The organism is Pseudomonas phytophila (assembly GCF_025643095.1).
Lineage (GTDB): Bacteria > Pseudomonadota > Gammaproteobacteria > Pseudomonadales > Pseudomonadaceae > Aquipseudomonas > Aquipseudomonas quasicaspiana.
Genome location: NZ_CP081201.1, coordinates 3963080 through 3989837, shown reverse-complemented (window position 1 = coordinate 3989837; position 26758 = coordinate 3963080). Strand labels below are relative to the sequence as shown.

28 protein-coding genes are annotated in these 26758 nt (G+C 58.8%); 18 read left to right on the top strand and 10 right to left on the bottom strand.

Features of this window, described 5'->3' with window-relative positions:
- Window positions 1-5: 5 nt before the first annotated feature.
- The 5 genes from K3169_RS18000 to nac form a co-directional block, all read right to left on the bottom strand.
- On the bottom strand, window positions 6-977 hold the full coding sequence (locus K3169_RS18000; RefSeq protein WP_263267303.1) for a biotin-dependent carboxyltransferase family protein: 972 nt from the start codon (window positions 975-977) through the stop codon (window positions 6-8).
- On the bottom strand, window positions 974-1645 hold the full coding sequence (pxpB, locus tag K3169_RS17995; RefSeq protein ID WP_231667263.1) for a 5-oxoprolinase subunit PxpB: 672 nt from the start codon (window positions 1643-1645) through the stop codon (window positions 974-976). Before pxpB ends, K3169_RS18000 begins: the two co-directional genes overlap by 4 nt.
- Window positions 1642-2994, bottom strand: coding sequence for an acetyl-CoA carboxylase biotin carboxylase subunit (gene accC, locus K3169_RS17990; RefSeq protein ID WP_231667264.1), 1353 nt, complete (start codon window positions 2992-2994; stop codon window positions 1642-1644). The genes pxpB and accC overlap by 4 nt, the downstream gene beginning before the upstream one ends.
- A 26-nt stretch (window positions 2995-3020) precedes the next feature.
- The gene (locus tag K3169_RS17985) at window positions 3021-3470 is read right to left on the bottom strand and encodes an acetyl-CoA carboxylase biotin carboxyl carrier protein (protein WP_122397000.1); all 450 of its coding nucleotides are present in this window, start codon (window positions 3468-3470) and stop codon (window positions 3021-3023) included.
- Window positions 3471-3575: 105 nt separating this feature from the next.
- The gene (nac, locus tag K3169_RS17980; protein ID WP_099268290.1) at window positions 3576-4490 is read right to left on the bottom strand and encodes a nitrogen assimilation transcriptional regulator NAC; all 915 of its coding nucleotides are present in this window, start codon (window positions 4488-4490) and stop codon (window positions 3576-3578) included.
- 1111 nt (window positions 4491-5601) lie between these two features.
- On the opposite strand from nac, the gene K3169_RS17975 reads away from it, so the two are divergent.
- The 4 genes from K3169_RS17975 (at window position 5602) to K3169_RS17960 (ending at window position 10894) form a co-directional block, all read left to right on the top strand.
- Window positions 5602-6810: an aspartate transaminase gene (locus K3169_RS17975; RefSeq protein WP_263267302.1), complete on the top strand. Its 1209-nt coding sequence runs from the start codon at window positions 5602-5604 to the stop codon at window positions 6808-6810.
- A gap of 9 nt (window positions 6811-6819) precedes the next feature.
- On the top strand, window positions 6820-8355 hold the full coding sequence (locus K3169_RS17970; RefSeq protein WP_263267301.1) for an MFS transporter: 1536 nt from the start codon (window positions 6820-6822) through the stop codon (window positions 8353-8355).
- 62 nt (window positions 8356-8417) lie between these two features.
- Entirely contained in the window at window positions 8418-9749 is a 1332-nt protein-coding gene (locus K3169_RS17965) for an OprD family porin (RefSeq protein WP_122396469.1), read from the top strand.
- Window positions 9750-9889: 140 nt separating this feature from the next.
- Window positions 9890-10894, top strand: coding sequence for an alpha/beta fold hydrolase (locus K3169_RS17960; protein WP_263267300.1), 1005 nt, complete (start codon window positions 9890-9892; stop codon window positions 10892-10894).
- Between the two features lie 33 nt (window positions 10895-10927).
- Here the strand turns inward: K3169_RS17960 and K3169_RS17955 are convergent, their stop codons facing one another.
- Window positions 10928-11329 (bottom strand): DUF4124 domain-containing protein, encoded by a 402-nt coding sequence (locus K3169_RS17955; protein WP_122396467.1) that lies wholly within the window; start codon window positions 11327-11329, stop codon window positions 10928-10930.
- A 365-nt stretch (window positions 11330-11694) separates the two neighbouring features.
- Between K3169_RS17955 and phnC the strand changes: the two genes are divergently transcribed.
- From phnC to K3169_RS17885, 14 genes are all read left to right on the top strand, one after another.
- A complete protein-coding gene (gene phnC, locus K3169_RS17950) occupies window positions 11695-12528 on the top strand; it encodes a phosphonate ABC transporter ATP-binding protein (protein WP_231671246.1) in 834 nt (277 codons plus the stop codon).
- A gap of 69 nt (window positions 12529-12597) precedes the next feature.
- A complete protein-coding gene (phnD, locus tag K3169_RS17945; RefSeq protein ID WP_027901496.1) occupies window positions 12598-13602 on the top strand; it encodes a phosphonate ABC transporter substrate-binding protein in 1005 nt (334 codons plus the stop codon).
- A 58-nt stretch (window positions 13603-13660) separates the two neighbouring features.
- Entirely contained in the window at window positions 13661-14458 is a 798-nt protein-coding gene (gene phnE, locus K3169_RS17940; RefSeq protein ID WP_099268296.1) for a phosphonate ABC transporter, permease protein PhnE, read from the top strand.
- 172 nt (window positions 14459-14630) lie between these two features.
- Window positions 14631-15338, top strand: coding sequence for a phosphonate metabolism transcriptional regulator PhnF (phnF, locus tag K3169_RS17935; protein ID WP_122706324.1), 708 nt, complete (start codon window positions 14631-14633; stop codon window positions 15336-15338).
- A gap of 14 nt (window positions 15339-15352) precedes the next feature.
- Window positions 15353-15808 (top strand): phosphonate C-P lyase system protein PhnG, encoded by a 456-nt coding sequence (gene phnG, locus K3169_RS17930; protein WP_099268297.1) that lies wholly within the window; start codon window positions 15353-15355, stop codon window positions 15806-15808.
- Window positions 15808-16416, top strand: coding sequence for a phosphonate C-P lyase system protein PhnH (phnH, locus tag K3169_RS17925; protein WP_122396463.1), 609 nt, complete (start codon window positions 15808-15810; stop codon window positions 16414-16416). The genes phnG and phnH overlap by 1 nt, the downstream gene beginning before the upstream one ends.
- Entirely contained in the window at window positions 16416-17492 is a 1077-nt protein-coding gene (locus K3169_RS17920) for a carbon-phosphorus lyase complex subunit PhnI (RefSeq protein ID WP_263267299.1), read from the top strand. The genes phnH and K3169_RS17920 overlap by 1 nt, the downstream gene beginning before the upstream one ends.
- The gene (locus K3169_RS17915) at window positions 17489-18373 is read left to right on the top strand and encodes an alpha-D-ribose 1-methylphosphonate 5-phosphate C-P-lyase PhnJ (RefSeq protein WP_263267298.1); all 885 of its coding nucleotides are present in this window, start codon (window positions 17489-17491) and stop codon (window positions 18371-18373) included. The genes K3169_RS17920 and K3169_RS17915 overlap by 4 nt, the downstream gene beginning before the upstream one ends.
- Window positions 18370-19188: a phosphonate C-P lyase system protein PhnK gene (gene phnK, locus K3169_RS17910; protein ID WP_263267297.1), complete on the top strand. Its 819-nt coding sequence runs from the start codon at window positions 18370-18372 to the stop codon at window positions 19186-19188. Before K3169_RS17915 ends, phnK begins: the two co-directional genes overlap by 4 nt.
- Window positions 19189-19210: 22 nt before the next feature.
- Window positions 19211-19927, top strand: a complete 717-nt coding sequence (gene phnL, locus K3169_RS17905) for a phosphonate C-P lyase system protein PhnL (RefSeq protein WP_263267296.1) — start codon at window positions 19211-19213, stop codon at window positions 19925-19927.
- A complete protein-coding gene (locus K3169_RS17900) occupies window positions 19921-21111 on the top strand; it encodes an alpha-D-ribose 1-methylphosphonate 5-triphosphate diphosphatase (RefSeq protein ID WP_263267295.1) in 1191 nt (396 codons plus the stop codon). The genes phnL and K3169_RS17900 overlap by 7 nt, the downstream gene beginning before the upstream one ends.
- On the top strand, window positions 21111-21677 hold the full coding sequence (gene phnN, locus K3169_RS17895) for a phosphonate metabolism protein/1,5-bisphosphokinase (PRPP-forming) PhnN (protein WP_027901486.1): 567 nt from the start codon (window positions 21111-21113) through the stop codon (window positions 21675-21677). The genes K3169_RS17900 and phnN overlap by 1 nt, the downstream gene beginning before the upstream one ends.
- Window positions 21668-22417, top strand: coding sequence for a phosphonate metabolism protein PhnP (phnP, locus tag K3169_RS17890; RefSeq protein WP_263267294.1), 750 nt, complete (start codon window positions 21668-21670; stop codon window positions 22415-22417). The genes phnN and phnP overlap by 10 nt, the downstream gene beginning before the upstream one ends.
- Window positions 22418-22516: 99 nt before the next feature.
- Window positions 22517-22846, top strand: coding sequence for a thioredoxin family protein (locus tag K3169_RS17885; RefSeq protein ID WP_263267293.1), 330 nt, complete (start codon window positions 22517-22519; stop codon window positions 22844-22846).
- A 150-nt stretch (window positions 22847-22996) separates the two neighbouring features.
- Here the strand turns inward: K3169_RS17885 and moaA are convergent, their stop codons facing one another.
- From moaA to K3169_RS17865, 4 genes are all read right to left on the bottom strand, one after another.
- A complete protein-coding gene (gene moaA, locus K3169_RS17880) occupies window positions 22997-23995 on the bottom strand; it encodes a GTP 3',8-cyclase MoaA (RefSeq protein WP_263267292.1) in 999 nt (332 codons plus the stop codon).
- Window positions 23996-24053: 58 nt separating this feature from the next.
- Window positions 24054-24872 carry a formate/nitrite transporter family protein gene (locus tag K3169_RS17875; RefSeq protein WP_122706313.1) on the bottom strand — a complete coding sequence of 273 codons (819 nt, stop codon included), beginning with the start codon at window positions 24870-24872 and terminating at the stop codon, window positions 24054-24056.
- Between the two features lie 356 nt (window positions 24873-25228).
- Window positions 25229-26251 carry a sensor histidine kinase gene (locus K3169_RS17870; RefSeq protein WP_164706154.1) on the bottom strand — a complete coding sequence of 341 codons (1023 nt, stop codon included), beginning with the start codon at window positions 26249-26251 and terminating at the stop codon, window positions 25229-25231.
- Window positions 26235-26687: a response regulator gene (locus K3169_RS17865; RefSeq protein WP_263267291.1), complete on the bottom strand. Its 453-nt coding sequence runs from the start codon at window positions 26685-26687 to the stop codon at window positions 26235-26237. Before K3169_RS17865 ends, K3169_RS17870 begins: the two co-directional genes overlap by 17 nt.
- Between the last annotated feature and the right edge of the window lie 71 nt (window positions 26688-26758).

The following is a 26758-nucleotide window of genomic DNA, read 5'->3' as shown; positions in this document are numbered from 1 at the left end:
GCTCCTCAGCGCCGGGCCAGATTCTGCAGGGCCACAAGACGTCGCACATCAGCCAGATAAGCCTGATTTTCCTCAAGAGCATCCAGCGCCTGGTCGTAGCTGCATTCGATGAAGCGAATCCGGCTGCCAATCGCTGCCTGACCCAGGCGCCACAGATCCGCCTCAATCACGGTGCCAAACTTCGGATAACCGCCGCTGGGCTGGGCATCACGCATCTGAATGATCGGCTGGCCGCCGTGAGGCACTTGAATCACGCCAGGCACGATGCCGTGGGAGCGGACTTCCATGGCCTGCTCGGGCAGGATCGGCGTGCCTTCCAGGCGGAAACCGTAACGGTTACTCTGTGAGGTGATCTTCCAGTCATCGCTCCAGAACGATGCGCGGGAATCAGCCTTGAATGCCTGATATTCCGCAGCGGGCAGAACGCGCATGGCGACAACTCCGTCAACGCTGAGCGGCAGCGCATGAGTCGGGCTCAGTACACCAAAATCTACTGCGCGGGCGAGAAGTCCCGGCGCAGCGGCAGCCAGTCGATCACCTTGCTGCAAGGCCCGGCCTTGAAAACCACCGAATTCGCCACGCAACTGAGTGCTGCGCGAACCCAGCACCACCGGTACGTCAACGCCACCGGCCAGACAGAGGTAAGCGCGGCAGCCAGCAACCGGCTGATTGATCGTCAGCGTCTGACCCTTCAAGCCCTGCATTACCCAGTTTGGCGGGAATCCGACACCGTCCAGATCGGCCGCGCTGGCAGCACCTGTGACGGCAAAGGCGCAGTCTTCAAGCAGGCGTACTTCGAAAGGGAACACCGGTATCTCGATGGCGGCTGCGTCTTCGGCGTTGCCCAGCAGAATATTGCCGGTCGCTACCGCCAGTGTGTCCATGGCGCCTGAAGTACCCACGCCATAGCCCAGACTGCCAATGCGGCCCAGGTCCTGAACCGTGGCCAGGGCCGTGGCGGATAAAATCTCGATCATCGAATGATCCTCTCGATGCGAAAACGCAACAGATCCCCCGGCTGTAACAGCGCCGGAGGGGATTGAGCGGGGTCGAAAAACACCATTTCGGTGCGGCCAATGGTGTTCCAGCCGCTCGGGCCAGCGGAGGCAGAAACTCCGGTCTGCACGCCGCCGATGGACACCGCGCCTGCGCCAATGCTCAGCACCGGCACTTTGCGCCGTGGCGTGGCAATTCGCGGATCCATGCCGCCCAGATAGCAGTAGCCCGGGTGGCTGCCCAGGGCATACACCGGGTACAGAGGTTCGCTGTGCAGGTGCGCGATGGTTTCAATGTCCAGCCCGGTGTGTGCGATTACGTCGTCCATGTGCGGACCGAACTCGCCGCCATACACCACTGGCAACTCGATGATCCGGCCCTCAAGTGGTAGCGGCTCGCTGGCTTCCCAAGCCTGCAGAAGACGCTCGGTCAAGGCGCTCAGGTGGCGCGGCGGGACGTTGAAAGTCAGCATCAGGTTGTTCATGCCCGGCACCGATTCACGGATTTCCGGCCATTGCTCAGTCATCCGCGCCATGGCCCAGATCCGTTGTTGCGGGGCCAGATCAAGACTGCCGGGCGCTTCGAAGAGCAGGGCAGTGGTACCCAGCAAGCTGATGGTCGGACGTGTGTCCGGGAGAGCGATGCTCATTGCGGGCTCCGTTGCTTTAACCAGTGCTCAAGATGATGAATGTCAACGCCACCGGCGCAGAACGCGGGGTCGTCGAGGATTTCCCGGTGCAAGGGGATGTTGGTGGAGATGCCTTCGACGTACAGCTCGCTGAGCGCCAGACGCATGCGTGCCAGCGCTTCTTCACGGGTCGCGCCGTGGCTGATGACCTTGGCGACCATCGAGTCGTAGTAGGGCGGTACGCGATAGCCCGTGGTGACGTGGGAGTCAACGCGCACACCAAAGCCACCGGGCACTTCCCAGCGGGTGATCTGCCCCGGCGTCGGCATGAAGCTGAGCGGGTCCTCGGCGTTGATCCGGCACTCCAGCGAGTGACCGCTGGTGACGATATCCGCCTGACGTAATTCCAGACGTTCCCCACGGGCCATGCGTATTTGCTGCTGAACGATATCGATTCCAGTGGTCATCTCGGTCACCGGATGCTCGACCTGCAAACGTGTATTCATTTCAATGAAGAAGAACTGGCCGTCTTCGTAGAGAAACTCAAAGGTGCCCACGCCGCGATAACCCATCTGCTGACAGGCCTTCACACAGCGTTCGCCCACATGTGCGATCAGTTGTGGATCGATGCCTGGAGCGGGGGCTTCTTCGAGGACCTTCTGGTGGCGACGTTGCAACGAACAGTCGCGACTGCCCAGCCACACGGCATTGCCGTAGGCATCGCACAGCACCTGGATTTCCACGTGCCGCGGATGGCCGAGAAACTTTTCGATGTACAGTTCAGGGTTGCCGAAGGCCAGACGGGCTTCTTCCCGGGTCAGGGCAATAGCGTCGAGTAATTCCGCTTCTTGCTGGACAACGCGCATACCACGGCCACCGCCGCCGCCAGCGGCTTTGACGATCACCGGATAACCGATTTCACGGGCCACGGCGAGAATCGCCTGCGGGTCGCTGGACATGCTCGAATCAGGCCCCGGCACGCAAGGCACACCGGCTTCGCGCATGGCCCGCTTGGCGGCGACCTTGTCACCCATGGTGCGGATGCATTCAGCGCTGGGGCCGATAAACGTCAGACCTGCTGCTTCAATGCGCTCTGCAAAGTCGGGGTTCTCGGACAAAAAACCGTAGCCAGGGTGTATCGCCTGAGCGCCGCTGACCTGCGCGGCAAACAGCAGAGCTGACTGGTTCAGGTAACTGTGGGTCGGTGCAGCGGGACCAATACACAAGGCTTCGTCCGCTTGGGTGACATATTGCGCGTGGCGGTCAGCCTCGGAGTACACGACTACGGTTTTCAGACCCAGGCCCCGACAGGCGCGCTGGATACGCAGGGCAATTTCGCCACGGTTGGCGATCAGCACTTTATTGAACATTGTGGGCACCTAAAAAATACGGGGGGTCAAACCAGGCGAAACAACGGCTGGCCGGATTCAACCTCGGTGCCGCCGCTGGCCAGGATCTCGTCGACAATGCCGGCGTGAGGCGCTTTGAGCGGGTGGAACATCTTCATCGCTTCAAGAATCGCCAGGGTTTGCCCTGCTTCGACGTTGTCGCCGACTTTCACGAAAGGCGCTTCACCGGCTGCGGGGGTCAGGTGCAGCACGCCGTACAGGCTGGCTTTTACCTCACCACCGGTTTTGTTTTTCTCCGAAGCAGGGCGGGTGACCTGGACGGCTGCTTTTGGCGCTGCCTGGGTGGGCGCTGTGTTTGCAGGTGTGCCCTGCACGGTGTTGCAACCGGTGGCATCCTTGAACAGGCGCAACGTGCTATCGCCTTCCGTGAGGCTCAGTTCGATCAGGTCGGACTCGGCCAGCAACTCGATCAGTGCCTTGATGCGTTCTTGATCCATACCCTTGCCTTTACCTTTGCAGCTTGCCGTATTGAATGAAGTTCAATCTAACGAGGGCTGCGAAGGACCGCCAAGACGGTTTGGCTGTGGGGTGATAAGGCACGCTTATGACGCTGAGACGGTTTGAGCACGCATCTCTGCGACCAGCTCCAGCAGGATCGCCTTGACCGCCTGAGCCGGTACCGACAAGGGCAAATGACCTGACAGACACAAGGCTAGCGGCGCCTGAATATCTGGCTCGACGATGCGCAACATGCGTGCCCCGGTGGCGGCGACCAGCACCTTGGCGGCTGATTCGGGAAGGATGGTCGAACCAAAGCGTTCAGCCACCGCCGAGGTCAGGGTCGCCGACGATTCCACTTCGGCGACCACGTTTGCGCTCTGGCCAATGCTGACAAATGCCTCGTCTACCAGCTTGCGCATGATGTTGTAGGGCCGGGGCAGGAGCATTTCCATGGGGGCCAGCTCGGCCAGGCCAATTTCATCACGTCCGTCCAGGTGCTCTTCAGCACTGACCAGATACAGGTTCTCCCGTAACAGTGGCACGAAGCTCAGGCCATGCACTTCGCGCCCGCCATACAGCACGGCCATGTCCATGCGGCCATTCATGATCAGTTCGCTGAGGGTGGTGCCGAAGTTTTCATTGAGGTACAGGAGAATGCCCGGATAGCGCTCGCGAACCCGTCGTAGCAGAGGTAGCGATAAAGTAGACGCAGCGGTGCCTGGCGCAAGGCCCACTGACACTTGGCCGGACAGTGCGTGACCGGTGTCGTTGACGTCGCTGATCGCCTGTTCGCACTGGCGCAGGATGTGTTGTGCATGGCCGTACAAGACCTTGCCAGCCTCGGTCGGCGTCACACCGCGTTTGGTGCGGATTAATAGTTGTTGATGCAGTTCCGCCTCGAGCGTGGCGAGCTGTTGGCTGAGGGCTGGCTGGGCGATATGCAGGACGTCGGCGGCTTGGGTCAGGCTGCCGATGTCGACGATCTTTACGAAGTACTTCAGGCGACGGAGATTCAAGAGGAGGGCTCATGGTTGGCTGACATCTGTTGGGTGTTAGCAAAAGCTAGGCCACCGGTGGAGAAGGCACAGGTATCTACATAACTTCTGTATTTGTGTACATATCCGTTATTGGGGTAGCGGCTGGTATTGGTTGCGCTTTTACAGCGCCTCACTTTTGAAAGGAGCCCAAAAGTAAGCAAAACGCTCTTGCCCCACCACTCGGCACCTCGCTGGTGCTCGGTGTACCCGCCCGCAGATCCTGAAGCGTGGGCCGCCGCAACGGGCCATCCATGGCCCAATGCGGCTAACCCGGCGTCCTGCCGGGTTGCCCACGCTTCAGGATCTGCGTTCGGCCAGCGTGATTTAACGGGGCGCTTGAGATCAAAATCAAAAGCGCGGCGGCCTGACAGCCGACCTGGTTGTGTGAACTTGCTACCTCAGCTCCGACCAACACTGACTTTGTGGGAGCGTGGCTTGCCCGCGATTCAGGCGCCGCGGTATATCTGACGTACCGCGGCGCCTGAATCGCGGGCAAGCACCGCACACATGAAACCGCGTATCCAGGCTTTGCTTTTGATCTGCTTTTGATTTTGATCTTAAGCGCCCCGTTAAACCACGCCGGCCGGAATTCGACCTTGCTGTGTGGGGTGAACCGGCAGGGATGCCGGTTTAGCCGCCTCAGGCCATGGATGGCCGGTGGCGGCGGCCCCACGCAGCAAGGTCGGATTACGGGTATGCCGAGCGCCAGCGAGGGACCCAGTGGTGGGGCAAGAGCGTTTTGCTTACTTTTGCGCTCCATCAAAAGTGAGGCGCTGTAAAAGCGTAACCGATTGAGGCCGTGACCCAAGTAACGGATATGTACACCGATACAACAAATACAGAAGTTATGTGAATACCTATTCCCAAAGGTCTACCCCAAAACTATAAGCCTTTGCTATGACCAGACGCGTCACGGCCAATTGTGCCTGCCCAACGTACAGTAAAGTATGGCTTGTTCCATTTTGGTGCATAGGTGATCCATGCCCGGTCATAAGCACTTCCTATTAACCCAGAACGAAACTGTCTTATCTGCTAAAGGATGCAGCCTCGTAACGTAGAGCCTCGAATGTCACCTCCGAGGATCACCACCTTGAACGCCTCCCGCATCGCCGCCCGCGTGCAACGCATCAAACCTTCGCCGAGCAGCGCCGCTGCCGACCGTGCCAACGAACTGCGTCGCCAGGGCAAATCGATCATTAACCTGGTCGTCGGCGAGCCCGACTTCGATACCCCAAAACACATTCGCGAAGCCGCCAGCACCGCCATCGAAAATGGCGAAACCCGCTACACCCTCAACGCGGGCACCCTTGAGCTGCGCCAAGCCATCGCCGCCAAACTGGCCCGTGAAAACAGCCTGGATTACCCGGCGTCGCAAGTGGTTGTCACCAGTGGTGCCAAGAGCGCGATCTTCAATGCGTTCGCTGCGACGCTCGGGGCAGGGGATGAAGTGCTGATTCCTGCACCTTACTGGGTGTCTTACCCGGACATGGTGCTGGCCTGCGAAGGCGAGCCGGTGACGCTGGCCTGCCCGGAAGAAAACGGTTTCAAGCTCACCGCAGAGCAATTACGTGCCGCAATTACCGAGCGCACTCGCTGGCTGCTGATCAACTCACCCAGTAACCCGACCGGCGCCAGTTACAGCGCTGAAGAGCTGCGGGCCTTGGCCGACGTGTTGCTGGATTTCCCCGACGTGTTGGTGATGACCGATGACATCTACGAGCACATTCGTTTCGACGATGCACCCAACGCTCACATCCTGACCGTTGAACCGGCGCTGCGTGATCGCGTGCTGGTGATCAATGGCGTTTCGAAGACGTACGCCATGACGGGGTGGCGTATCGGCTACGCGGCCGGTCCGGCTGACCTGATCAATGCCATGGCGACGTTGCAGTCGCAGTCGACCAGCAATGCCAGTTCTGTCAGTCAGGCGGCGGCGGTGGCTGCGCTGAACGGTGATCAGTCTTTTGTAAAAGAGAGCGTGGTGGTTTACCAGCGACGTCGCGACCGCTGTCTGGAATGGATCAACGCCATCGACGGCCTGAGCTGCCTTAAACCCAATGGAGCGTTCTACCTGTACGTCAACTGTGGGGCATTGCTCGGTAAAACCAGACCCGATGGCAACGTTCTGGAAACCGATACCGATGTGGTGATGTACCTGCTGGAAAGTCAGGGCGTGGCAGTCGTGGCTGGTACGGCATACGGTTTGGCACCGTTCTTCCGCATGTCCATCGCCACTGGGCTGGAAACTCTGGAAGAGGGCTGTTCGCGAATCGCCACTGCTGTTGCAGCACTGGGCTGAGGCGCGAGCATGACAACCCAAGTGAGCGCGCTGAGTTTCCGGCAAGCCTTGTTGGCGATGCTTGGGATCTCACTGGTGCTGATGCTCTCCGCTCTGGATCAGACGGTGATCGGCAACGCCTTGCCCAGTATTGTCGCCGAGCTGCAAGGTTTTGAGCTCTACGCCTGGGTCGCCACGGGTTATCTGCTGACCTCGATTGTCACCATTCCGGTGTTCGGCAGGCTTGGCGATTACTACGGTCGCAAGCCGTTTGTGATCGCCGCGACCATCGTCTTCACCCTTGCTTCGCTGGTCTGCGCCTTGGCCAACGATATGCTGGTGCTGGTCATCGGCCGCGCGTTGCAGGGTGTCGGCGGCGGCATGCTCATCGGAACCGCGTTCGCCTGTATTCCGGAGTTGTTCCCGGATACCCGGCAACGACTGCGCTGGCAGATGATGCTCAGTGCGCTGTTCAGCGTGGTCAACGCTATTGGTCCCGGGCTGGGTGGTTTCCTGACCGAGGCTTATGGCTGGCGTTCGGTGTTTTATCTCAATTTGCCGCTGGGTTGCCTGGCACTGTTTTTTGCGTGGCGTTATCTGCCGTATTACCGGCCGGTGCAGGTGACGGGGATTCGGCTGGACTGGCTGGGTGCTTTGTTGATCGCCCTGGCATTGGGCAGCCTGCAACTGGGGGCTGAGTGGATGGGGCATTCCAGCACGGCATTAAGCGCAGCATTGGGTTTGATTTGCCTGCTCTCTGTCGCAGCGCTCTGGTTCTGGGAGCGTCGCTGCAAATCCGCATTACTGCCCCCGGCGATGTTTGCAGTGCCGAGCCTGCGCATTCTTTTTTTGCTGTCGATGCTGGCCGGCGCGATCATGTTTACCTTGCTGTTTTACCTGCCGCTGTTGCTGCAGGGCAGCTACGGATACTCGCCCAAGGACGCTGGTTTGTTGATTACGCCGCTGGCGTTGAGTATCACGCTTGGCGCGATCGTCAACAGCCGTATCGTGACCCGGCTGCGTAACCCCAATCTGCTGCCGCTGGCCGGGTTCGTCGCCTTGCTGCTGGCCTGTGTCGGGCTGTCGCTGGCGGGGCGACAGGCTTCTTTCAATACCTTGCTGGTGTTGATTCTGCTGGCCGGTGTGGGGTTGGGTTTCATCTTGCTCAACCTGACCGTCTTCACCCAGACCCTGGCTGAGCGGCAGTTTCTCGGCATCGCCACTGCCTTGACCCAGTCATTGCGACTGGTCGGTGGTTTGCTGGGCACCGCTGCCATGGGTGTGCTGGTCAACCTGCTGTACGTGAGCCATTTGAATCGAGTGTTTCTGGCGGCGGGCCAGGAAGGAGAACTGGCTCGCTATATCGACCCGCAGGTTTTACTCAATTCAACCCCGGCCGTTGGTGGGAATCATCAACTACTGGAACTGGCGCGTGATGCGTTGGCGCGTTCGGTGGGTGTTGGTTTGTTGATGTGTGCCGGGCTGGGTGTTATCGCATTACTGGTTTTAGTTCGCCTGCCGCCCGTCAAGTTGCTAGCTGCTACTCAATCTACTGCTTCGAAATAATAAGAAACTCACTGCCCACTCCTGACTGCTTACAACACTTACTTACAGCTAAGGATATCTCGATGGAGCTTATTTATCGCTCACCCCGCGTGGTGGCTGGTATTTGTGGAATGGTCATGGCCCAACAGGCATTCAGTGCCGGTTTTGTCGAAGACAGCAAGGCCAGTGTTCTGGCGCGTAACTTCTTCAGTAACGCGGACAACCGCAGTGGTACTGCGGATCCTAATTACACTCAGGAGTGGGGCCAGGGTTTCATTTTCGATTTCCGTTCCGGTTATACCCCGGGCACTGTAGGTTTCGGTATAGACGCGCTGGGCATGCTCGGTATTCGTCTGGATTCCGGTAAAGGCCGCCATTACAACCCGACCAGCACGGCGTTCAACGGTAACGTGTTCCCCACCGACAGCGATGGCAGGGCGGTAGACGAGTTCGGCAGCATTGGCCTGACCGCCAAGGCGCTGGTGTCCAAAACCGAGTTCCGCTACGGCACACTGGTGCCGATGCTGCCAGTGGTGATCTCCACCGACCGCATGCTGCAACAGACTTTCAATGGCGGTCAGGTTCAATCCAAAGATCTGGATAACTTCACCTTTACCCTCGGCCAACTTGAACACGTGAAAGGTCGTGGGTCGAGTAACCAGATGGGGATGTCGATACCTGGCGCGAATAACGCGGTGAGCGGCGAGTTCGTTAACAAGTTCTATTACGGCGGTGTGGATTACAAACCGACTAAAGACCTGACCGTTCAGTATTACTACGGCAACTTGAAAGACTTTTACAAACAACACTTTCTCGGCTTGAAATACGACATGCCCGTAGGGCCAGGCGTATTGCGTTCGGACCTGCGTTACTTCGACAACAGCTCTGATGGCGCCAATGGCAATGATCCGGCTTTCTACACGTTCGGTTATTACGGCGATGGCGTCACCAAAGGCAAAGTTGACAGCCGTCTTTCCAGTGCGCTGTTCACTTATATGATTGCCGGTCATAGCCTGTCTGCCGGTTTCCAGCAAGTCAGCGGCGACAGCGATGCGGTCTGGCTCAATCAGGGTGACGGTTCCAGCGCGTACTTCATGACCGAATCAATGATCGGCAAATTCCAGCGTGCCGGTGAAAGTACCTGGCAGGTTCGTTACGGCTATGACTTCGCTCAGGTTGGCGTTCCGGGGCTGACGTTCCTGGGCATGTACGAAAGCGGCTCCAACATCCGTACGCCGGACGGTGATCGCAAGGAGTGGGAGCGCAACCTGACGCTGGGCTATGTGGTGCAATCCGGGCCTCTTAAAAAGCTCGGCATCCAGTTGCGGCATGCCTCGCTACGTACTCAGGTCACTACCCAGCGTGACAGCGATGAGCATCGGGTAATCGTGACTTATCCGCTGGATATTCTCTGATTCAAATCTGAGTGCGGCTCCCTGTCTGCTCCGACTGGGGAGCCGCACTTAACTCTTACTTCATGTTTCATCACTTGCCCGCAACACTAGGCGCGGTGTATCACCTTGGGCTGAATATTTTTGCTCAGGAGAGATTGCACATGCGTGCTGCAAATATTGCCGGTTTCATGCTGGCTCTGGCATTACCCGTCGGGGCGGTGGCCGACACACCCAGCTATGGCAAGCAACTTGAGGGTTTTAAATACCCTTATCCGTTGAGCAAATTCGAATTCGAATCTCAGGGTAAAAAGCTCGAAATGGGTTACATGGATGTCGCCGCCCAAGGCAAGGCCAACGGTAAAACCGTGGTGCTGATGCATGGCAAGAATTTTTGCGGCGCAACCTGGGAAGACAGCATTAAGGCCTTGAGCAGCGCGGGCTATCGTGTGGTGGCGCCAGACCAGATTGGCTTCTGTACTTCCAGCAAACCCGAGCAGTACCAATACACCTTCCAGCAACTGGCGACCAACACCCATGCGCTACTCGCCAAACTGGGCGTCGACAAGGCGACCATCATTGGTCATTCCACTGGCGGCATGCTCGCCACCCGTTATGCCCTGATGTATCCGCAGCAGACTCAACAACTGGTCATGGTCAATCCGATTGGTCTGGAAGACTGGAAAGCCCTGGGTGTGCCGTATCGCACCGTGGATCAATGGTATGCACGGGAGCTGAAAGTTACCGCCGAAGGCATTCGCAAATACGAGCAGAGCACCTATTACGCCGGCCGCTGGAAGCCTGAATACGACAAGTGGGTGGGCATGCTTGCCGGTCTGAGCAACGGTCCGGGCAAGGAAGTGGTGGCTTGGAACTCGGCGCTGATCTACGACATGATTTTCACTCAGCCAGTGTTTTACGAGTTCCCGAAACTCACCGTTCCGACTTTGCTGATGATTGGCGATGCGGACACCACCGCCATCGGCAGCGACATCGTTTCGCCGGAGCTCAAGGCTAAGCTGGGTAACTACAAAGTGCTGGGCAAGGACGTCGCGAATATGATCCCCGGCGCCAAACTGGTTGAGTTCCCGGGGATGGGGCATGCACCGCAGATGGAGGATCCGGTTGGGTTCAACAAGGCGTTGATTTCAGGGTTGGGTGGGAAGTAAGCCGTCGCAGCGCGACCAGACGGTCCTAAGGACTTATTTACTTTTCTTCCCTGACTGCCCGCCCGAAGGATCAAAACACTGGCTGTCATACCGCGGACTTTCGCACAGCGATTTCGCAGTCGGCGGAGGCGGCCGGTTTTTTTGATATTGCTTGTAGCTCTCCGTCTCATAGACAGTGACCTTGGTCCGGCCGCTGACTCTCAGGAACTCGGTAGCCTTCAGATTGATCTTGTGCGCGTGATCCACGGGCTCACCCTGACGCAGCATGTTGGGTGGGCCTTGTCTTTGTACGGACGTCGCAGCGTTGTTTTCACTGCAAGGGACTGAAGCAAAGCTCACCTGGCCCTGGGGCGAAGTGCATTTGAATATCTCGCTGCGAGCAGTCCCGCTGGCGAGCAGGGCGGCGATGGCTAGCGCCAGTGAATATCCTTTCATTAAGTATCTCCTTAGGTGGCGCAAAGCTACCATTTGTGCTGCGCAAGCCCCAGATATTTTTGCGCTTGCGATACGGCATCTGGCTTTAGCTGGTTCAAACCAGGTTCCGAACGCTATGCCTGTCTCGTACGCATAAAGTAAACGGTTAGTGCACCGACTGGACATCAGGTCACCGAAGGCTAGTCGTCCGGATGATCGCGAGCCGCGCAGTATTGTTTCCGGCTGTTGACGCTTGCGCCGGAAGCTTTTTGCGACACCTCAACCTTTCACAAAACGGTTACTCAACCGTCACTTCCAGTTCACCCCGTTGAAACACCCCAGGCCTACTGTCAGTTGCAACTCACAACAACCAGACAGAGAAGCCCATGAACCCAGCCATCCATGTCGAGCGTCTGAACAAGACTTTTGCGCGCAAGCCCGCGCTGGTTGATCTGGCATTGTCTATACAACCCGGAGAAATGGTCGCCCTGATCGGTGCTTCGGGTTCCGGCAAATCCACGCTGTTGCGTCACCTTGCCGGGCTGGCGTGCTGTGATCGTGGCAATGGCGGGAGCGTGCAGGTGCTGGGCCGAGAGGTGCAGGCCGCTGGCCGCCTCAACGGCAAGGTACGCAAGCTGCGTTCCGATATCGGCTACATCTTTCAGCAGTTCAATCTGGTCAACCGTCTCAGCGTGCTCGATAACGTGCTGCTGGGTTGCCTGGGGCGCATGCCCGGCTGGCGCGGCAATCTGGGGTTGTTCAATACCGAAGAAAAACAACGCGCTTTGCAGTCACTGGACCGCGTCGGTCTTGTGGACCTGGCCGCGCAGCGTGCCTCGACCTTGTCGGGTGGTCAGCAACAGCGGGTCGCCATCGCTCGGGCGCTGACCCAGCGTGCCGAGGTGATCCTCGCTGACGAGCCTATCGCTTCGCTGGACCCTGAGTCCGCTCGCAAGGTCATGGAAATCCTCGCCGACATTAATCGCACTGACGGCAAGACCGTAGTCGTCACCCTGCATCAGGTGGATTACGCCGTGCGCTATTGCCCTCGCGCCGTGGCGCTTAAAGGCGGACGGATTCATTTCGACGGTGATGGGAAAAATCTCAGCAGCCAGTTCCTCAATGATCTGTACGGCGCAGACGTGGACACCAGCCTGATGATTGCTGAAGAGGGTCGACGCATCGTTGCCCCACCTCGTCTGGTGCTGGCTCGCAACTGAGCCGCCTCCCATTACTTTAAAAAAAACCGAACACAACAAACAGCCAAACCCAAACTGAGGAGTGCTTCCATGTTGAACCGTATCGGTCGCGTCGTTGCGTCTGCCGCGTTGCTGGGCAGTTGCCTGCTGGGCACTGCCCACGCCGACGAGAAAGTCATCAACTTCGGCATCATGTCTACCGAGTCTTCGCAGAACCTGAAAAGCATCTGGCAGCCGTTTCTGGATGACATGGGCAAGAAGACCGGGCTGAAAATCAACGCCACCTTCGCCTCGGACTATGCAGGCTTGATCCAGGGCATGCGTTTCAACAAGGTCGACGTGGCCTGGCTGGGCAACAAGGCTGCCATGGAAGCGGTGGACCGCTCCAACGGTGAAATCTTCGCTCAGACTTCGGCCGCCAACGGTGCGCCGGGCTACTGGAGCGTGATCATTGCCCGCAAGGACAGCCCGATCAACACCGTCGAAGACATGCTCAAGAATGCCAAAACCCTGACCTTCGGTAATGGTGATCCAAACTCCACCTCAGGTTATCTGGTACCGGGTTACTACGTGTTCGCCAAGAACAACGTCGACGCCGCTACGGCCTTCAAGCGCACCTTGAATTCCAGCCACGAAGTGAACGCTCTCAGCGTTGCCAAGGGCCAGCTGGATGTTGCGACCTTCAACACTGAAAGCTGGGATCGCCTGGAAGTCACCCAGCCGGATATGGCTGCCAAGCTCAAAGTGATCTGGAAGTCGCCATTGATTCCGGCCGACCCAATGGTCTGGAGCAAAGCGCTGTCGGACGAGAATAAAAACAAGATTCGTGAGTTCTTTGCCGATTACGGCAACACCGACGAAGAGAAAGCCGTCCTCAAGGGCATGCAACTGGGCAAGTTCCTCAAGTCCAGCGATGACCAACTGCTGCCGATCCGTCAGCTTGATCTGTTCAAGCAGCGCACCGAAACCCTCGCCAGCACCAGCCTCAATGCCGACGAGAAAGCCAAACGCCTCAAGGACATCGATGCGGGCTTGAGCAAGTTGCAGGAACGCCTGACCGAGCTTGAGAAGAAAAACACTGCAAGTGCGGGTTGATTGATCCGGGGCGTGCTCTTGTCGGGCACGCCCACCTCCTGCTTAACGAGATCCGACAATGACGAGCACGACTACCCATGCGGCTTACACCCAGGCAGCCGGCAAACGCAGTTGGCCGCAGTACCTGGGCTGGGGCCTGTTTCTGGCCATGCTGGCCTGGGCCTGGCAGGGCGCCGAGATGAACCCGTTGGCGCTGTACCGCGACTCGGGAAACATGGCGACCTTCGCCGCCGATTTCTTCCCGCCTGACTTCCACGAGTGGCGCTCGTACCTCAAGGAAATGATCGTCACTGTGCAGATTGCTCTGTGGGGCACGGTACTGGCGATTGTCTGCTCGGTCCCGCTGGGCATCCTTTGCGCTGAAAACATCACCCCTTGGTGGATTCACCAACCGCTGCGTCGAGTCATGGACTCCTTTCGCTCCATCAATGAAATGGTCTTCGCCATGTTGTTTGTGGTGGCGGTCGGCCTGGGTCCGTTCGCTGGTGTTCTGGCGCTTTGGATCAGTACCACAGGCGTACTGGCCAAGTTGTTCGCCGAAGCCGTGGAAGCGATTGATCCAGGTCCAGTCGAAGGTGTGCGTGCCACCGGTGCCAGCGCCTTGCAGGAAGTGATTTACGGGGTGATCCCGCAGGTCATGCCGCTGTGGATTTCCTACGCGCTGTATCGCTTCGAGTCCAACGTGCGCTCGGCAACAGTCGTGGGCATGGTCGGCGCGGGCGGGATTGGCGTGATCCTCTGGGAAAACATCCGCGCGTTCCAGTTCACCCAGACCTGCGCCGTGTTGCTGGTGATCATCGTGGTGGTCAGTGTCATCGACATCGTGTCCCAGCGTTTGCGCAAGCAGTTTATTTAGATGTCGTGGTGGACCGGATTTTGTGCTGTGGATGTTGCTCTCGTAGGACCGGCTTTAGCCGGGAGGGCGTCGGTGGTTTCAAGTAGGTGTGTCGACCCCGGTGGCGCTCTCCCGGCTAAAGCCAGTCCTACAGGGTTACGCGCTGTTTTACGAAATAAGGTGTTTTTTAACCATGGACATGTCTAGACAACAAGCCGAGCCGCTGTACCTGGAGCTCGCCAACATTCTGCGCACCGAGCTCGGCAGTTACACGTCGGGGGATTACTTGCCTCCTGAAGTTCAGCTCGCTGCACGTTTTGAAGTCAACCGTCACACCATCCGCCGTGCCATCGATGAGTTGGTGCGTGAGGGCAGTGTGTTGCGGCGGCAGGGTAAAGGCACGCAGGTATTGCAGCGTCCCTTGATCTATCCCATGCGGGCTGACAGTGCCTATACCCAGTCGTTGTCAGCGCAGGGCGTTGGCGTCGATGCCACGCTGCTGCAGCGTCAGGAGTGCCCGGCCAGCGCTGAAGACGCTGAACACTTGCAGCTGGATCAATACGCGCCGCTGATCGAGCTGCACACCTTGCGCAAACTCGACGGCCATCCGGTGAGCCTGATTCGCCATCGCTTCTGCGCCACCCGCAGCGAGTTGCTGGCCAGTTACCGACGCGGCTCGCTGCGCCAGTTCCTGGCTGACCGCGACTTGCCGCTGACTCGAACCCTGAGTCTGGTCGGGGCGCGTCTGCCCAGTCGTGAAGAGGCGGATCTGTTGATGATGCCGCGTCATCTGCCAGTGCTCACCGTTCTCACTGTTTCCCGCGACGGCAGCGGCCATCCGGTGGAGTTGTCACGCTCCACCAGTCGCTCTGACCGCTTCCAGTATCAGTTCATCGTTTGATGGAGATGCCTCATATGAACCCTGCTACAGACCCCGCTATTGCCGCACGTCAACGCTGGATCGGTGTACTCGCTCGCGCCGTCGGTGACGAGTTGAGCCGTCACGAATCGGCGTTGCGTGACGCCGAATACCAACTGATTCGCGCCCCGGAAATCGGCATGACGCTGGTGCGTGGCCGCATGGGTGGCACCGGCGCGGCCTTCAATGTCGGTGAAATGAGCGTGACCCGTTGCGTCGTACGCCTGGCTGATGGCCGTACCGGTTACAGCTATCTGGCCGGGCGCGACAAACCCCGCGCCGAATTGGCCGCACTGGCCGATGCCCACCTGCAAGGCCCGCAGCAACAACACTGGCTCAGCGAACTGATCGAGCCGATGGCCCGCGCCCAGCTCAAGCGCCGCGCTGACAAGGATGCCGAAACCGCCGCCAGCAAAGTGGAATTCTTTACCCTTGTCAGAGGAGAAGACTGATGAATGCAGCACTGTTGCAACCGGCATTCGCCGACCCGGTACTCGACGCCCAGCGCAGTTTTCGCGCGGCCCTCAAAGCGCTGGCAGGCCCCGGTGTCATCCACACCTTGCAGGCGGCCCAGCGACCGCCCGCACTTACCGGTCTTGATTCAGCCACCCATGCCTTGTGCCTCGCCTTGCTGGATATCGACACCGCTCTGTGGCTGGCTCCGGCTTTCGATACCCCGGCGATTCGCGCCAATCTGGCTTTTCACTGCGGTTGCCCGATTGTCACTGAGCGCCGCCATGCGCGATTCGCCTTGCTCGACGAGAGCCAGCTACAGGATCTGTCCGGCTTCGACCTGGGTAACGACCGTTACCCGGATCAGTCCTGCACTTTGTTGATCCAGTTGCCCAGTCTGGGCGGCGGTAGCTCCATGAGCTGGCAGGGACCGGGCATTGAAAGCGAAAACAAAGTGGCCTTGCCGTTGAGCGAAACGTTCTGGAACCAGCGCGAGCAGCACAACGATTTTCCCCGAGGGCTGGACGTGTTCTTTGTCGCCGACAGCGATCTGCTCGGCCTGCCGCGCAGCACCCGGGTCACACAACTTGCACAGGAGCGTGCCTGATGTACGTCGCCGTCAAGGGTGGCGAACAGGCCATCGATAATGCTCACCGCCTGCTGGCCAAAAAACGCCGGGGCGATACATCCATTGCCGAGCTCAGCGTCGAGCAGATCCGTCAGCAACTGCCTTTGGCCGTGGCTCGCGTGATGACCGAAGGCTCGCTGTACGACGAGCAACTGGCTGCTCTGGCCATCAAACAAGCGGCGGGGGACATGATCGAAGCGATCTTCCTGCTGCGTGCCTACCGCACGACACTGCCGCGTTTCAGCGCCAGCTTGCCGATCAATACGTCGGACATGCAGCTCAATCGTCGTTTGTCGGCCACCTTCAAGGACCTGCCTGGCGGGCAATTGCTTGGCCCGACGTTCGACTACACCCATCGCCTGCTGGACTTTACCTTGCTGGCAGACGGCGAATACCCGGGGCCGCAGGTGCAGGACAACGCCGTTCTTGAGCCTTGCCCGCGTGTCTTGGGGTTATTGGCCAAAGAAGGCTTGATGAAGGACGAAGCCGACGGCCGCGAAGACGTGGCCGACATCACCCGCGAGCCGCTGGAGTACCCGGCCAATCGTGCTCAGCGCTTGCAGGCTCTGGCCCGTGGCGATGAAGGTTTTTTGCTGGCCCTGAGTTACTCCACCCAGCGCGGTTATGGCCGCAATCACCCGTTCGCCGGGGAAATCCGGATTGGCGAAGTCGATGTCTGGATCGAACCTGAAGAGCTGGGTTTCCCGATTGCCATTGGCGCCATCGAAGTGACCGAGTGCGAAATGATCAACCAGTTCGTCGGTTCGGCCACTGAACCGGCGCAATTCACTCGGGGCTACGGTCTGGCGTTCGGCCACGCAGAGCGCAAGGCGATGGCCATGGCGCTGGTAGAGCGCTCTTTACGCGCTGAAGAGTTCAACGAAGAAATCCAGTCTCCGGCGCAGCAGGAAGAGTTTGTTCTGGCCCACTGCGACAACGTCGAGGCTGCCGGTTTCGTTTCGCACTTGAAATTGCCGCACTACGTCGACTTCCAGTCCGAACTGGGGCTGATCCGTAAACTGCGTGCGCCTGCACAGAAGGAGCCCAAGCCATGAATGCTTATCAGCAGGCAAAACCCCAGCCCCAGCGCGACGAGGCCTACAACTTCGCGTATCTGGATGAGCAGACCAAACGCATGATCCGCCGTGCGTTGCTCAAGGCGGTGGCCATTCCCGGTTATCAGGTGCCATTCGGTGGTCGTGAAATGCCGCTGCCGTATGGCTGGGGCACGGGGGGCATGCAACTGACGGCAGCGATTCTGGGCGCTGAAGACGTGCTCAAGGTCATCGATCAGGGCGCGGACGATACCACCAATGCCGTCTCGATCCGGCGCTTCTTTGCCCGCACCGCCGGTGTTGAAACTACCGAGCGCACGCCTGAAGCAACCGTCATCCAGACCCGCCACCGGATTCCGGAAACGCCCCTGAGTGCGGATCAGATTCTGGTCTATCAAGTGCCGATTCCCGAACCGCTGCGCTTCATTGAGCCACTGGAAACCGAAACCCGGACCATGCACGCCCTCAATGACTACGGGGTCATGCACGTCAAACTTTACGAAGACATCGCCACGTTCGGGCACATCGCGACCAGCTACGCCTACCCGGTAATGGTCGATGAACGCTACGTAATGGACCCGTCGCCGATCCCCAAATTCGACAACCCAAAACTCGACATGAGCCCGGCGTTGATGCTGTTCGGGGCGGGGCGGGAAAAACGCCTGTACGCCGTGCCGCCGTTTACCCGAGTGGTGAGCCTGGACTTCGAGGATCACCCGTTCGAGATCCAGCGCTGGGAACACAACTGCGCCATTTGCGGCAGCGACGATTCCTATCTCGATGAGCTGATTCTTGATGATTCAGGAACTCAGAGCTTCGTCTGTTCCGACACGGATTACTGCGCTCAGCGCGTCAGCCAGCAACAGGAGGCGAGCCAATGATCAGCGCGCAAGCCAGCCACAACATTACGTCACTGCCCGAGAGCGCGCAGCCGCTGCTTAAGGTTCGTGACCTGACCAAACTGTATGGCCCGGACAAAGGCTGCCAAGGCGTCAATTTCGAGCTGTATCCGGGGGAGGTGCTGGGCATCGTCGGTGAATCCGGTTCCGGCAAATCCACTTTGCTCTCGCTACTCAGTGGCCGCTGCCCGCCAGACCGGGGTGGCATCGATTATCGCGGCAAGGACGGGCAGATGCTTGATCTGTACAGCGCCAGCGAAGCCCAACGCCGCACCTTGCTGCGCACCGAATGGGGTTTCGTCGAGCAAAGCCCGCGTGATGGTCTGCGCATGGGCGTGTCCGCCGGAGCCAATATCGGCGAGCGCTTGATGGCTCAGGGCGTGCGCAATTATCAGGCGCTGCGGGAAGCCGGCATTGACTGGCTGACTCAGGTGGAGATCGATCCGCTGCGCATCGACGACCTGCCGCGCACGTTCTCCGGCGGCATGCAGCAACGCTTGCAGATAGCCCGCAATCTGGTCTCCAGTCCGCGACTGGTGTTCATGGATGAGCCTACCGGCGGCCTCGACGTCTCGGTGCAGGCGCGCTTGCTGGATTTGCTGCGTGCCTTGGTGCGTGAGCTGGACCTGGCAGTGGTGATCGTCACCCATGACCTGGCCGTCGCCAGACTGCTGGCCGACCGTTTGATCGTGATGCGTCGCTCGCGGGTGGTGGAAACCGGTCTGACCGACCAGATCCTCGATGACCCGCAACATCCTTATTCGCAGTTGCTGGTGTCTTCGGTGCTGCAGCCGTGAATCGCCTTTTGGGGGACGTCTCATGAATACGCTGATCGAGGTCCGCGACCTCTCGAAAACTTTCACGTTGCACCAGCAGAACGGTGTTGTGCTCAACGTGCTGCGCGGCATGAACTTCAAGGTGCGCGCAGGGGAATGCCTGGTGCTGCATGGCGACTCCGGCGCAGGTAAAAGCACCTTGCTGCGTACGCTATACGCCAACTACTTGCCCGCTGGCGGCAGCATTCGTGTGCAGCATGACGGTGAATGGCTGGAGCTGGTCGGCGCAGAGCCCCGACAAGTGCTGGCGGTAAGGCGCCAGACGTTGGGTTACGTCAGCCAGTTTCTGCGGGTGATCCCGAGGGTTTCCAGTCTGGATGTGGTCATGGAGCCTGCGCTGTCACGGGGCTGGTCAAAAGCCGACGCCAAAGCCCGCGCCGAACAGTTGCTGACCCGCCTGAACATTCCACAACGCCTGTGGCAACTGGCACCGGGGACTTTTTCCGGTGGTGAACAACAACGCATCAATATTGCCCGCGGCTTCATGGTGCCCTGGCCCGTGCTTCTGCTGGACGAGCCCACCGCATCTCTGGATGACAGCAATCGCCAGGTGGTGCTTGAGCTGATGAATGAAGCCAAACATGCCGGTGCCGCGTTGATTGGCATCTTCCATGACCGCACTGCCCGTGAAGCGGTTGCCGATCGCTATCTGGACATGACCCCGGTGGACCTGACCGCCAAGGAGTTGCAGCAATGCTGACCGAACAGATTCTCACCAATGCTCAAGTGGTAACTGCCGATCAGGTGTTCAACGGCACCGTGGTATTGCGCGATGGCGTGATCGCTGAGATGCAAACCGGGCGTAGCCAGGCGCCTCAGGCGCAGGACCTGCAAGGCGATTTCCTTCTACCTGGCCTTGTCGAGCTGCACACCGACAACCTTGAAAAACACCTGTCGCCACGCCCCGGCGTAGACTGGCCTTCGGCGTCGGCCGTGCTCAGCCATGATGCGCAGATCATTGCATCGGGCATCACCACGGTGTTCGACGCGCTGTCTATCGGTGACGTCAACCCCAAGGGCAAGCGCATGCAGCAACTGCCTGCGATGCTGGAAGCGATTGCCCACGCTAACGCGGCAGGCCTGACCCGTGCCGAGCACCGCCTGCACTTGCGTTGTGAAGTCTGCCACCCGGACACCTTGAGCGTGTTCCGCGATCTGGTAGCGCAGCCACTGGTGCAACTGGTGTCAGTGATGGATCACTCGCCGGGTCAGCGCCAGTTCGCGCTTGAGTCCAAGTACCGCGAGTACTACATGGGCAAATATCAACTGACGACCGCGCAAATGGACGAGTTCATCGTTGAGCAAGTGGGCAATTCCCGTGAGTACAGCGATCGTTTTCGTCGCGCTATCGTCGAGGATTGCCTGGCGCGAGGGCTGTCGGTGGCCAGCCATGACGACGCGACACTGGCTCATGTCGAGGAGTCCGCAGGTTACGGCATGAGCATCGCTGAATTCCCCACCACCATGGAGGCTGCGCAGGGTTGTCGGCGTCTGGGCATGAGCGTATTGATGGGTGCACCCAATGTGGTACGCGGTGGATCTCACTCCGGCAACGTGGCAGCCGTCGATCTGGCAAAAGAAGGGCTACTGGATATTCTCTCCAGCGACTATTATCCGGCCAGCCTGTTGCAGGCCGCGTTCACGCTGGCCGGGCAGGGCGATTACTGCACGCTGCCCCAGGCAGTCGCGATGGTCAGTCGGGCTCCGGCCGTTTCAGCCGGGCTGGATGATCGCGGGGAAATCCGGGTCGGGTTGCGAGCCGATCTGGTTCAGGTCCGTGCTGATAAGAGCCGTGGTGATAAGAGCCGGGCGGATAATGTCCGGAATCAAGGTACGCTGCCGGTTATCCAGCAGGTCTGGCGACAAGGCAAGAGGGTATATTGATGGCAGGCAGGTTGATCTATCTCATCGGGCCGTCCGGTTCGGGCAAGGACAGCCTGCTGGATAGCGCGCGCGATGAACTGACCCGGCGCGGTTGCCGAGTGGTACAGCGCGTCATCACGCGTTCGGCGGAGGCCGTCGGTGAGTCCGCGCAGGCGGTGACCGTCGAGCAGTTTATGGCCATGCAGGCGCAGGGTGAATTCGCTTTGAGCTGGCAGGCCAACGGCTTGCATTACGGCATTCCGAAACAGGTCGATGAGTGGCTGGCCGCTGGGCTGGACGTTCTGGTCAACGGCTCCCGCGCGCATCTGTCTCAGGCCCGTCAGCGCTACCCTGATTTGCTGGCGATCTTGCTGACGGTCAATGACGACACCTTGCGCCAGCGATTGCTGGCCCGAGGCAGGGAATCAGTGGCTGACATCGAAGCGAGGCTGCAACGCAATTCCCGTTTCACTGTGGAATTGCTGGACAGCGATTCAGCAGTATTCCTGCTCGACAACTCGGGAGCGCTGGAGCAGACCACCGAGCGTTTGTTGCAACACATCGCCCGTGAGCACGCATGCGCCTGACTTTGCTGGGCACCGCAGATGCTCGTCAGGTTCCGGTGTATGGCTGTCAGTGCCCGGCGTGTCTGGCAGCCATGGCCGATCATCGCTTGCGGCGGCTACCGTGCAGCGCCTTGATCGAGTGTGGCGATCAACGCTGGCTGATCGACAGCGGGCTGACCGATCTTGCCGAGCGTTTTCCACCCCGTACGCTGAGCGGCATCCTGCAGACCCATTACCATGCTGATCACGCCCAAGGCCTGCTGCATTTGCGTTGGGGGCAGGGACTGATCATTCCAATACACGGGCCGAAGGATCCGGAAGGCTTGTCCGATCTGTACAAACATCCGGGTATTCTTGATTTCAGCCAGCCATTCGACGCTTTCGAGACCCGTGAGTTTGGCAGCCTGACCGTCACCGCATTGCCGCTGCTGCACTCCAAACCCACCCTGGGCTATCTGCTGCAAGGCGAGGGCAGGGGCGTTGCTTATCTCACCGACACAGTAGGTTTGCCTGACGCAACGCGCGATTATCTGCAACGTCAACCGCTAGATGTGCTGGTCCTGGATTGTTCAATGCCGCCGCAACCGCAAGCCCCGCGCAACCACAACGATCTGAATCTTGCGCTTGAGATCATCGAGCAACTGCAACCGGGCAAGGCCGTACTGACCCATATCGGCCATACGCTGGATGCGTGGTTGATGGAGCACGAGGATGAGTTGCCGGAACAGGTGGTCATCGCCAGGGACGGTATGCAGGTTTGATCTGCGGTCGAACTTCGTCATACACGACCGTTCAAACGTGACAGATTGATCACGCGGTCATCGTCATGATGGTCATTTGCAGTGTGCGGAGATTTACCTATGAGCATTCAGCCTTACTCTACAGCGGCCCCGAGTCGCGCCGAAGTCGATGCCTTTGCGGGGGCGACCCTGATCCAGTTCGGCACCGATTGGTGCGGCTTCTGCAAGGCCGCCGAGCCGCTGGTCAATAAGGTACTTGCGGACTATCCCGACGTACGTCATCTGAAAATCGAAGACGGCAGTGGGCGACCACTGGGCCGCTCATTCAGGGTCAAGCTTTGGCCAACACTGATTTTCATGCGCGATGGTGTTGAACTGAGTCGTCTGGTACGGCCCGGTAATGTCAGTGATATCGAAGAGGCGTTTGAAGTGATGGTGGGCCAGGGCTGACAGGACACAATGCTAATAGAGGACCTGTAGGAGCTCACCGAGGTTACGAGGCCAGCGATGGCGGAGTGTCAGAAGAACCGCTATCGCTGCCTCGCGTTGCTCGTGAGCTCCTACAGGGGCAATCTCTACCTCGCGGCTCAACAGGCTTCTCTACCCACCCGTCATATTCATGAACCGCACCACCTGCACTTCATCGTTGACGCTGAAGTTGTGGCTCCACGGTTTCAACTGCATGGCGTCGATGATCGCTTTCTCAAGCTTTTCCGGTTGGCCCGGATTGGCACGCAGCACGGCTTTGAGGTCCGCAGAGTGTTCATTGCCCAGACACAGGAGCAGCCGACCCTCAACGGTCAACCGTACCCGGTTGCAGGTCGCGCAGAAGTTATGGCTGTGGGGCGAGATGAAACCGACGCGAATGTCCGGTGCTTCCGCCAGGCGCCAGTAGCGTGAAGGACCTTGAGTGGATTCAGCGGAATTGATCAGCGTATAGCGCTCGGCAATCCGTTCGCGTACCCGATCACTTGAGTAGAAGGACTCGGCGCGGCTGTGATCGCTGATGATGCCCAGCGGCATCTCTTCGATGAAGGAAATATCCAGCTTGCGGTCGATGGCGAAGGCCACCAGATCATTGATCTCATGATCGTTGCGACCTTGCATCACCACGCAGTTGAGCTTGGTGTGCACGAAACCCGCAGCGTTGGCTGCATCGATCCCGGCGATGACCTTGCTCAGGTCACCCGTGCGGGTCATTTCCTTGAAGCGCACCGGGTCAAGGCTGTCCAGACTGATGTTGAGTCGGGAAACTCCGGCGTCGAACAGCGGCTGAGCAAGTTTGTCCAGTTGCGAGCCATTGGTGGTCATGCACAGCTCACGCAAGCCGGGCAGGGCGGCAATCTGCTGACAAAGCCCGACAATTCCGGATCGAACCAGCGGCTCCCCGCCGGTCAGTCGAATCTTGCGTGTGCCAAGGGCGACAAACTGTTCAGCTACCTGATAAATCTCTTCGAGCGACAGAATCTGTTGGCGCGGCAGAAACGTCATTTCCTCGGCCATGCAATACACGCAACGGAAGTCGCAACGGTCTGTCACTGACATCCGCAGGTAATCGACCTTGCGTGCAAAGCTGTCCATCAGGATACGATCTGACATTTCCACCTTCTCAATACTTTATCCAACAGCCATATAACAGCACTGTGCGTGGCAAGTTTCATATTTTTTGCGAACTGGCCGCCGGTGACGCTACAGGGTTATCGGCCGATGTCAGCGTTTCGCTATAGGACACATAGTAAGCCAGACCCACAAATACTGCGCCACCCACCGCGTTACCTAGAAATACCGCGACGAAGTTGTCCACGAACTGGGTCCAACTCAGGGCGTCGGCGAATATTGCCGCAGGAATCAGAAACATGTTGGCCACGACGTGCTGGAAACCGATGGCCACAAAGGCCATCACTGGAAACCAGATGCCGAGGATCTTGCCTGCAACATCCTTGCTGGCGTAGGACAGCCACACAGCCAGACAAACCAGCCAGTTGCAGCCGATCCCGGAAATGAATGCCTGGGTGAAATCTGCGTTGACTTTGCCGGTAGCGATGGCGACGGTCTTCGCCAGGAACGGACCTTCAGTCAAGCCCAGCAGGTGACCAAAGAAAAACGCGACAAACAGGGCTCCCAGCAAGTTGGCCACTGTCACCAGCAACCAGTTGCGTGCCACCGCCGACAGCTTGATTCGCCCAGCGAACATTGCCATCGGCAGGCTCATCATGTTGCCGGTGAGCAACTCGCCGCCCGCAAGAATCACCAGGATCAGGCCAATGGGGAAAACAGCAGCCCCGAGCAAATTACCGAATGAAGCCCACTGCGCCGGAATCATGGTGCTGACGTGGATATCCAGCAGGAAGCCGAGGGAAATGAATGCCCCGGCCAGAAAGCCCAGAATCAGGACTGAGAGCATGGGCAGGTGGGCTTTCTTCACGCCTGCTTCGACGGTCAGTTCGGCAATCTGTTGCGGGGTATTCACGGACATAATCATGGCTCAAGCAAGGCAACTTTCAGGGTGCGAGCGCGGGGCCCGCGACTGCTGGCAGTCACCGGTCAATATTTGGGGTTCTGGCGTCCTGTCGGGTTGCGCAACATGCGCTTGGGCACGTTGGCGAAGTCCTGTGATTCAGAAGAGTGGTTCGCGGCATGTTCAGCGGCGGGCGGCGCACGGTACAACGCGGTCGCTCGCGGGCGGTCCGGGCAAGCTGGGCTGGTTCACCGAATTAGTAAGCAAGCTACTGAGTCGAAATGCCGCAGTCCAATCGCTTGTTCCGATGAGGTGATCGATAGACTCAATCACTGGTCTACAGGCCCCGTGCAACAAGGGGTTAGCGGCATGGCTCAGTTGAGGGGAGTAAGCTTCAACATGAGCTCAACCTGTGCGCCATGACCCTTATCGAGTTGTTTGTTGCTGCGTTGCACGGTCGCGCCGCAGCGTTTGGACAGTGCATCCACAAGGCTCAAGGCCAAGGGCGTGCCTGACGCGGAGAAGGAAGTTAACACCTCATCGCTGAATCCGGGGCCTTGATCACAGATGCAGATCCGCGCTGTTTGCGTATCCATTGGCTCTATTTGCAGGTCGATACCACTGCCGTTGCTGTGCTTGATCGCGTTGTCCAGTAGCTCGTTGAGAATCAAACCCATGTTGGACGCTATTTGCAGGGAAACGTAAACCGGCCGGGTTTGAAGACTGAGTGCGATAGGCCTGCTGTACTGGGTGTCGATAACGCCCCGCGCCAGATCAGGCAGCAGTTGTGCGAGGTCGACCTGATTCTGGCTGTTGCGGTGTAACTGCTCCTGGACGGCGCCAATCCCTACCACTCGTGATATGGCCGACTGCATCAGGTTTTTTGCTTCGTCACCCTTGGCGCGCAGGCTGGAAAGTTGCAACAGGCTGATGATCAACTGAAGGTTGTTCTTGACCCGATGATTGAGCTCGGCAAGCAGCGCCTGCTGATTTTCCGCCATTTCCCGTTGTTCGGTGATATCGACGCAACTGCCGAAATAACCCGCGAACTCTCCGTCGCGGTAAAACGGTGCACCACTGTCCAGCATCCAGCGGTATTGCCCGTCATGACGCCTGACCCGGTAGGGTGTTTTGAAAGGTGCTCGCTCGTCGAATGCCTTGTCATAAGCATCGACACAAGCGCCCAGGTCTTCGGGATGAATATCATCCTTCCAGCCATAGCCGCAAAGCTGCTGCTGGCTCTTGCCGGTAAAGTCTGTCCAGGGCTTATTGAACCAGTCGCAGTGTTTGTCGCTTCTGGCTCGCCAGATCATCACCGGTGCGTGGTCAGCCAGCTCCCGGAATTCCCGTTCACCGAGTGCTGCCGGGTGGCTCGTCTCCTCAGGCTCGGATTTCATTGATGCTGACCGTTGGCAATCGTGACCGGGCAGGCTGGAATATCTCCAGTGCGTTATGAGCAGGGAGCGTGGCGAGGGGCCGACCATCCAGCAACGCTTGAGCAACTTTCGCGCACAGGCTGAGGTCTTGCGGCGCATAGGGTTTGCGCAACAAGCCCAACGCTGCATCGGCGTTGGCCCGGGCAGTGAGGATTTGCCCGCTGATGAACATCGAACTGACGCCATGCTCGTCCATAAGACTGCGGGCCAGCGCGATGCCCTCGTCATGACCACCGAGATTGATATCGACGAAAGCGATGTCCGCCCTCTGTTCACGGGCGAGTTTCAGCGCGTGAGACACGTCGTATGCAGGGCCGATTACTTCATGCTCTGCACCTAGCGTGGCGGCGGCAATCATCGCCAGGACCGGATCATCTTCAATTAGAAGGATGCGCATTCTTTATTCCTGCCTTTCAAACGGGAGACGCAAACGTTGGCGTGGGAGTGGCCAGTTACGTCGCGAGGCAA

Excerpts from the sequence above, each read along its gene's own strand:
- K3169_RS17920 (WP_263267299.1), top strand. The coding sequence starts at position 16,416 with ATGTACGTCGCCGTCAAGGGTGGCGAACAGGCCATCGATAATGCTCAC.
- phnC (WP_231671246.1), top strand. The coding sequence starts at position 11,695 with ATGAACCCAGCCATCCATGTCGAGCGTCTGAACAAGACTTTTGCGCGC.
- K3169_RS17965 (WP_122396469.1), top strand. The coding sequence starts at position 8,418 with ATGGAGCTTATTTATCGCTCACCCCGCGTGGTGGCTGGTATTTGTGGA.
- K3169_RS17900 (WP_263267295.1), top strand. The coding sequence starts at position 19,921 with ATGCTGACCGAACAGATTCTCACCAATGCTCAAGTGGTAACTGCCGAT.
- K3169_RS17865 (WP_263267291.1), bottom strand. The coding sequence starts at position 26,687 with ATGCGCATCCTTCTAATTGAAGATGATCCGGTCCTGGCGATGATTGCC.
- pxpB (WP_231667263.1), bottom strand. The coding sequence starts at position 1,645 with ATGAGCATCGCTCTCCCGGACACACGTCCGACCATCAGCTTGCTGGGT.
- phnF (WP_122706324.1), top strand. The coding sequence starts at position 14,631 with ATGGACATGTCTAGACAACAAGCCGAGCCGCTGTACCTGGAGCTCGCC.
- K3169_RS17875 (WP_122706313.1), bottom strand. The coding sequence starts at position 24,872 with ATGTCCGTGAATACCCCGCAACAGATTGCCGAACTGACCGTCGAAGCA.
- phnE (WP_099268296.1), top strand. The coding sequence starts at position 13,661 with ATGACGAGCACGACTACCCATGCGGCTTACACCCAGGCAGCCGGCAAA.
- K3169_RS17970 (WP_263267301.1), top strand. The coding sequence starts at position 6,820 with ATGACAACCCAAGTGAGCGCGCTGAGTTTCCGGCAAGCCTTGTTGGCG.
- phnH (WP_122396463.1), top strand. The coding sequence starts at position 15,808 with ATGAATGCAGCACTGTTGCAACCGGCATTCGCCGACCCGGTACTCGAC.
- K3169_RS17960 (WP_263267300.1), top strand. The coding sequence starts at position 9,890 with ATGCGTGCTGCAAATATTGCCGGTTTCATGCTGGCTCTGGCATTACCC.
- K3169_RS17985 (WP_122397000.1), bottom strand. The coding sequence starts at position 3,470 with ATGGATCAAGAACGCATCAAGGCACTGATCGAGTTGCTGGCCGAGTCC.
- phnL (WP_263267296.1), top strand. The coding sequence starts at position 19,211 with ATGAATACGCTGATCGAGGTCCGCGACCTCTCGAAAACTTTCACGTTG.
- K3169_RS17955 (WP_122396467.1), bottom strand. The coding sequence starts at position 11,329 with ATGAAAGGATATTCACTGGCGCTAGCCATCGCCGCCCTGCTCGCCAGC.
- K3169_RS17870 (WP_164706154.1), bottom strand. The coding sequence starts at position 26,251 with ATGAAATCCGAGCCTGAGGAGACGAGCCACCCGGCAGCACTCGGTGAA.
- phnG (WP_099268297.1), top strand. The coding sequence starts at position 15,353 with ATGAACCCTGCTACAGACCCCGCTATTGCCGCACGTCAACGCTGGATC.
- accC (WP_231667264.1), bottom strand. The coding sequence starts at position 2,994 with ATGTTCAATAAAGTGCTGATCGCCAACCGTGGCGAAATTGCCCTGCGT.
- K3169_RS17915 (WP_263267298.1), top strand. The coding sequence starts at position 17,489 with ATGAATGCTTATCAGCAGGCAAAACCCCAGCCCCAGCGCGACGAGGCC.
- moaA (WP_263267292.1), bottom strand. The coding sequence starts at position 23,995 with ATGTCAGATCGTATCCTGATGGACAGCTTTGCACGCAAGGTCGATTAC.
- phnK (WP_263267297.1), top strand. The coding sequence starts at position 18,370 with ATGATCAGCGCGCAAGCCAGCCACAACATTACGTCACTGCCCGAGAGC.
- phnN (WP_027901486.1), top strand. The coding sequence starts at position 21,111 with ATGGCAGGCAGGTTGATCTATCTCATCGGGCCGTCCGGTTCGGGCAAG.
- phnD (WP_027901496.1), top strand. The coding sequence starts at position 12,598 with ATGTTGAACCGTATCGGTCGCGTCGTTGCGTCTGCCGCGTTGCTGGGC.
- K3169_RS18000 (WP_263267303.1), bottom strand. The coding sequence starts at position 977 with ATGATCGAGATTTTATCCGCCACGGCCCTGGCCACGGTTCAGGACCTG.
- phnP (WP_263267294.1), top strand. The coding sequence starts at position 21,668 with ATGCGCCTGACTTTGCTGGGCACCGCAGATGCTCGTCAGGTTCCGGTG.
- K3169_RS17885 (WP_263267293.1), top strand. The coding sequence starts at position 22,517 with ATGAGCATTCAGCCTTACTCTACAGCGGCCCCGAGTCGCGCCGAAGTC.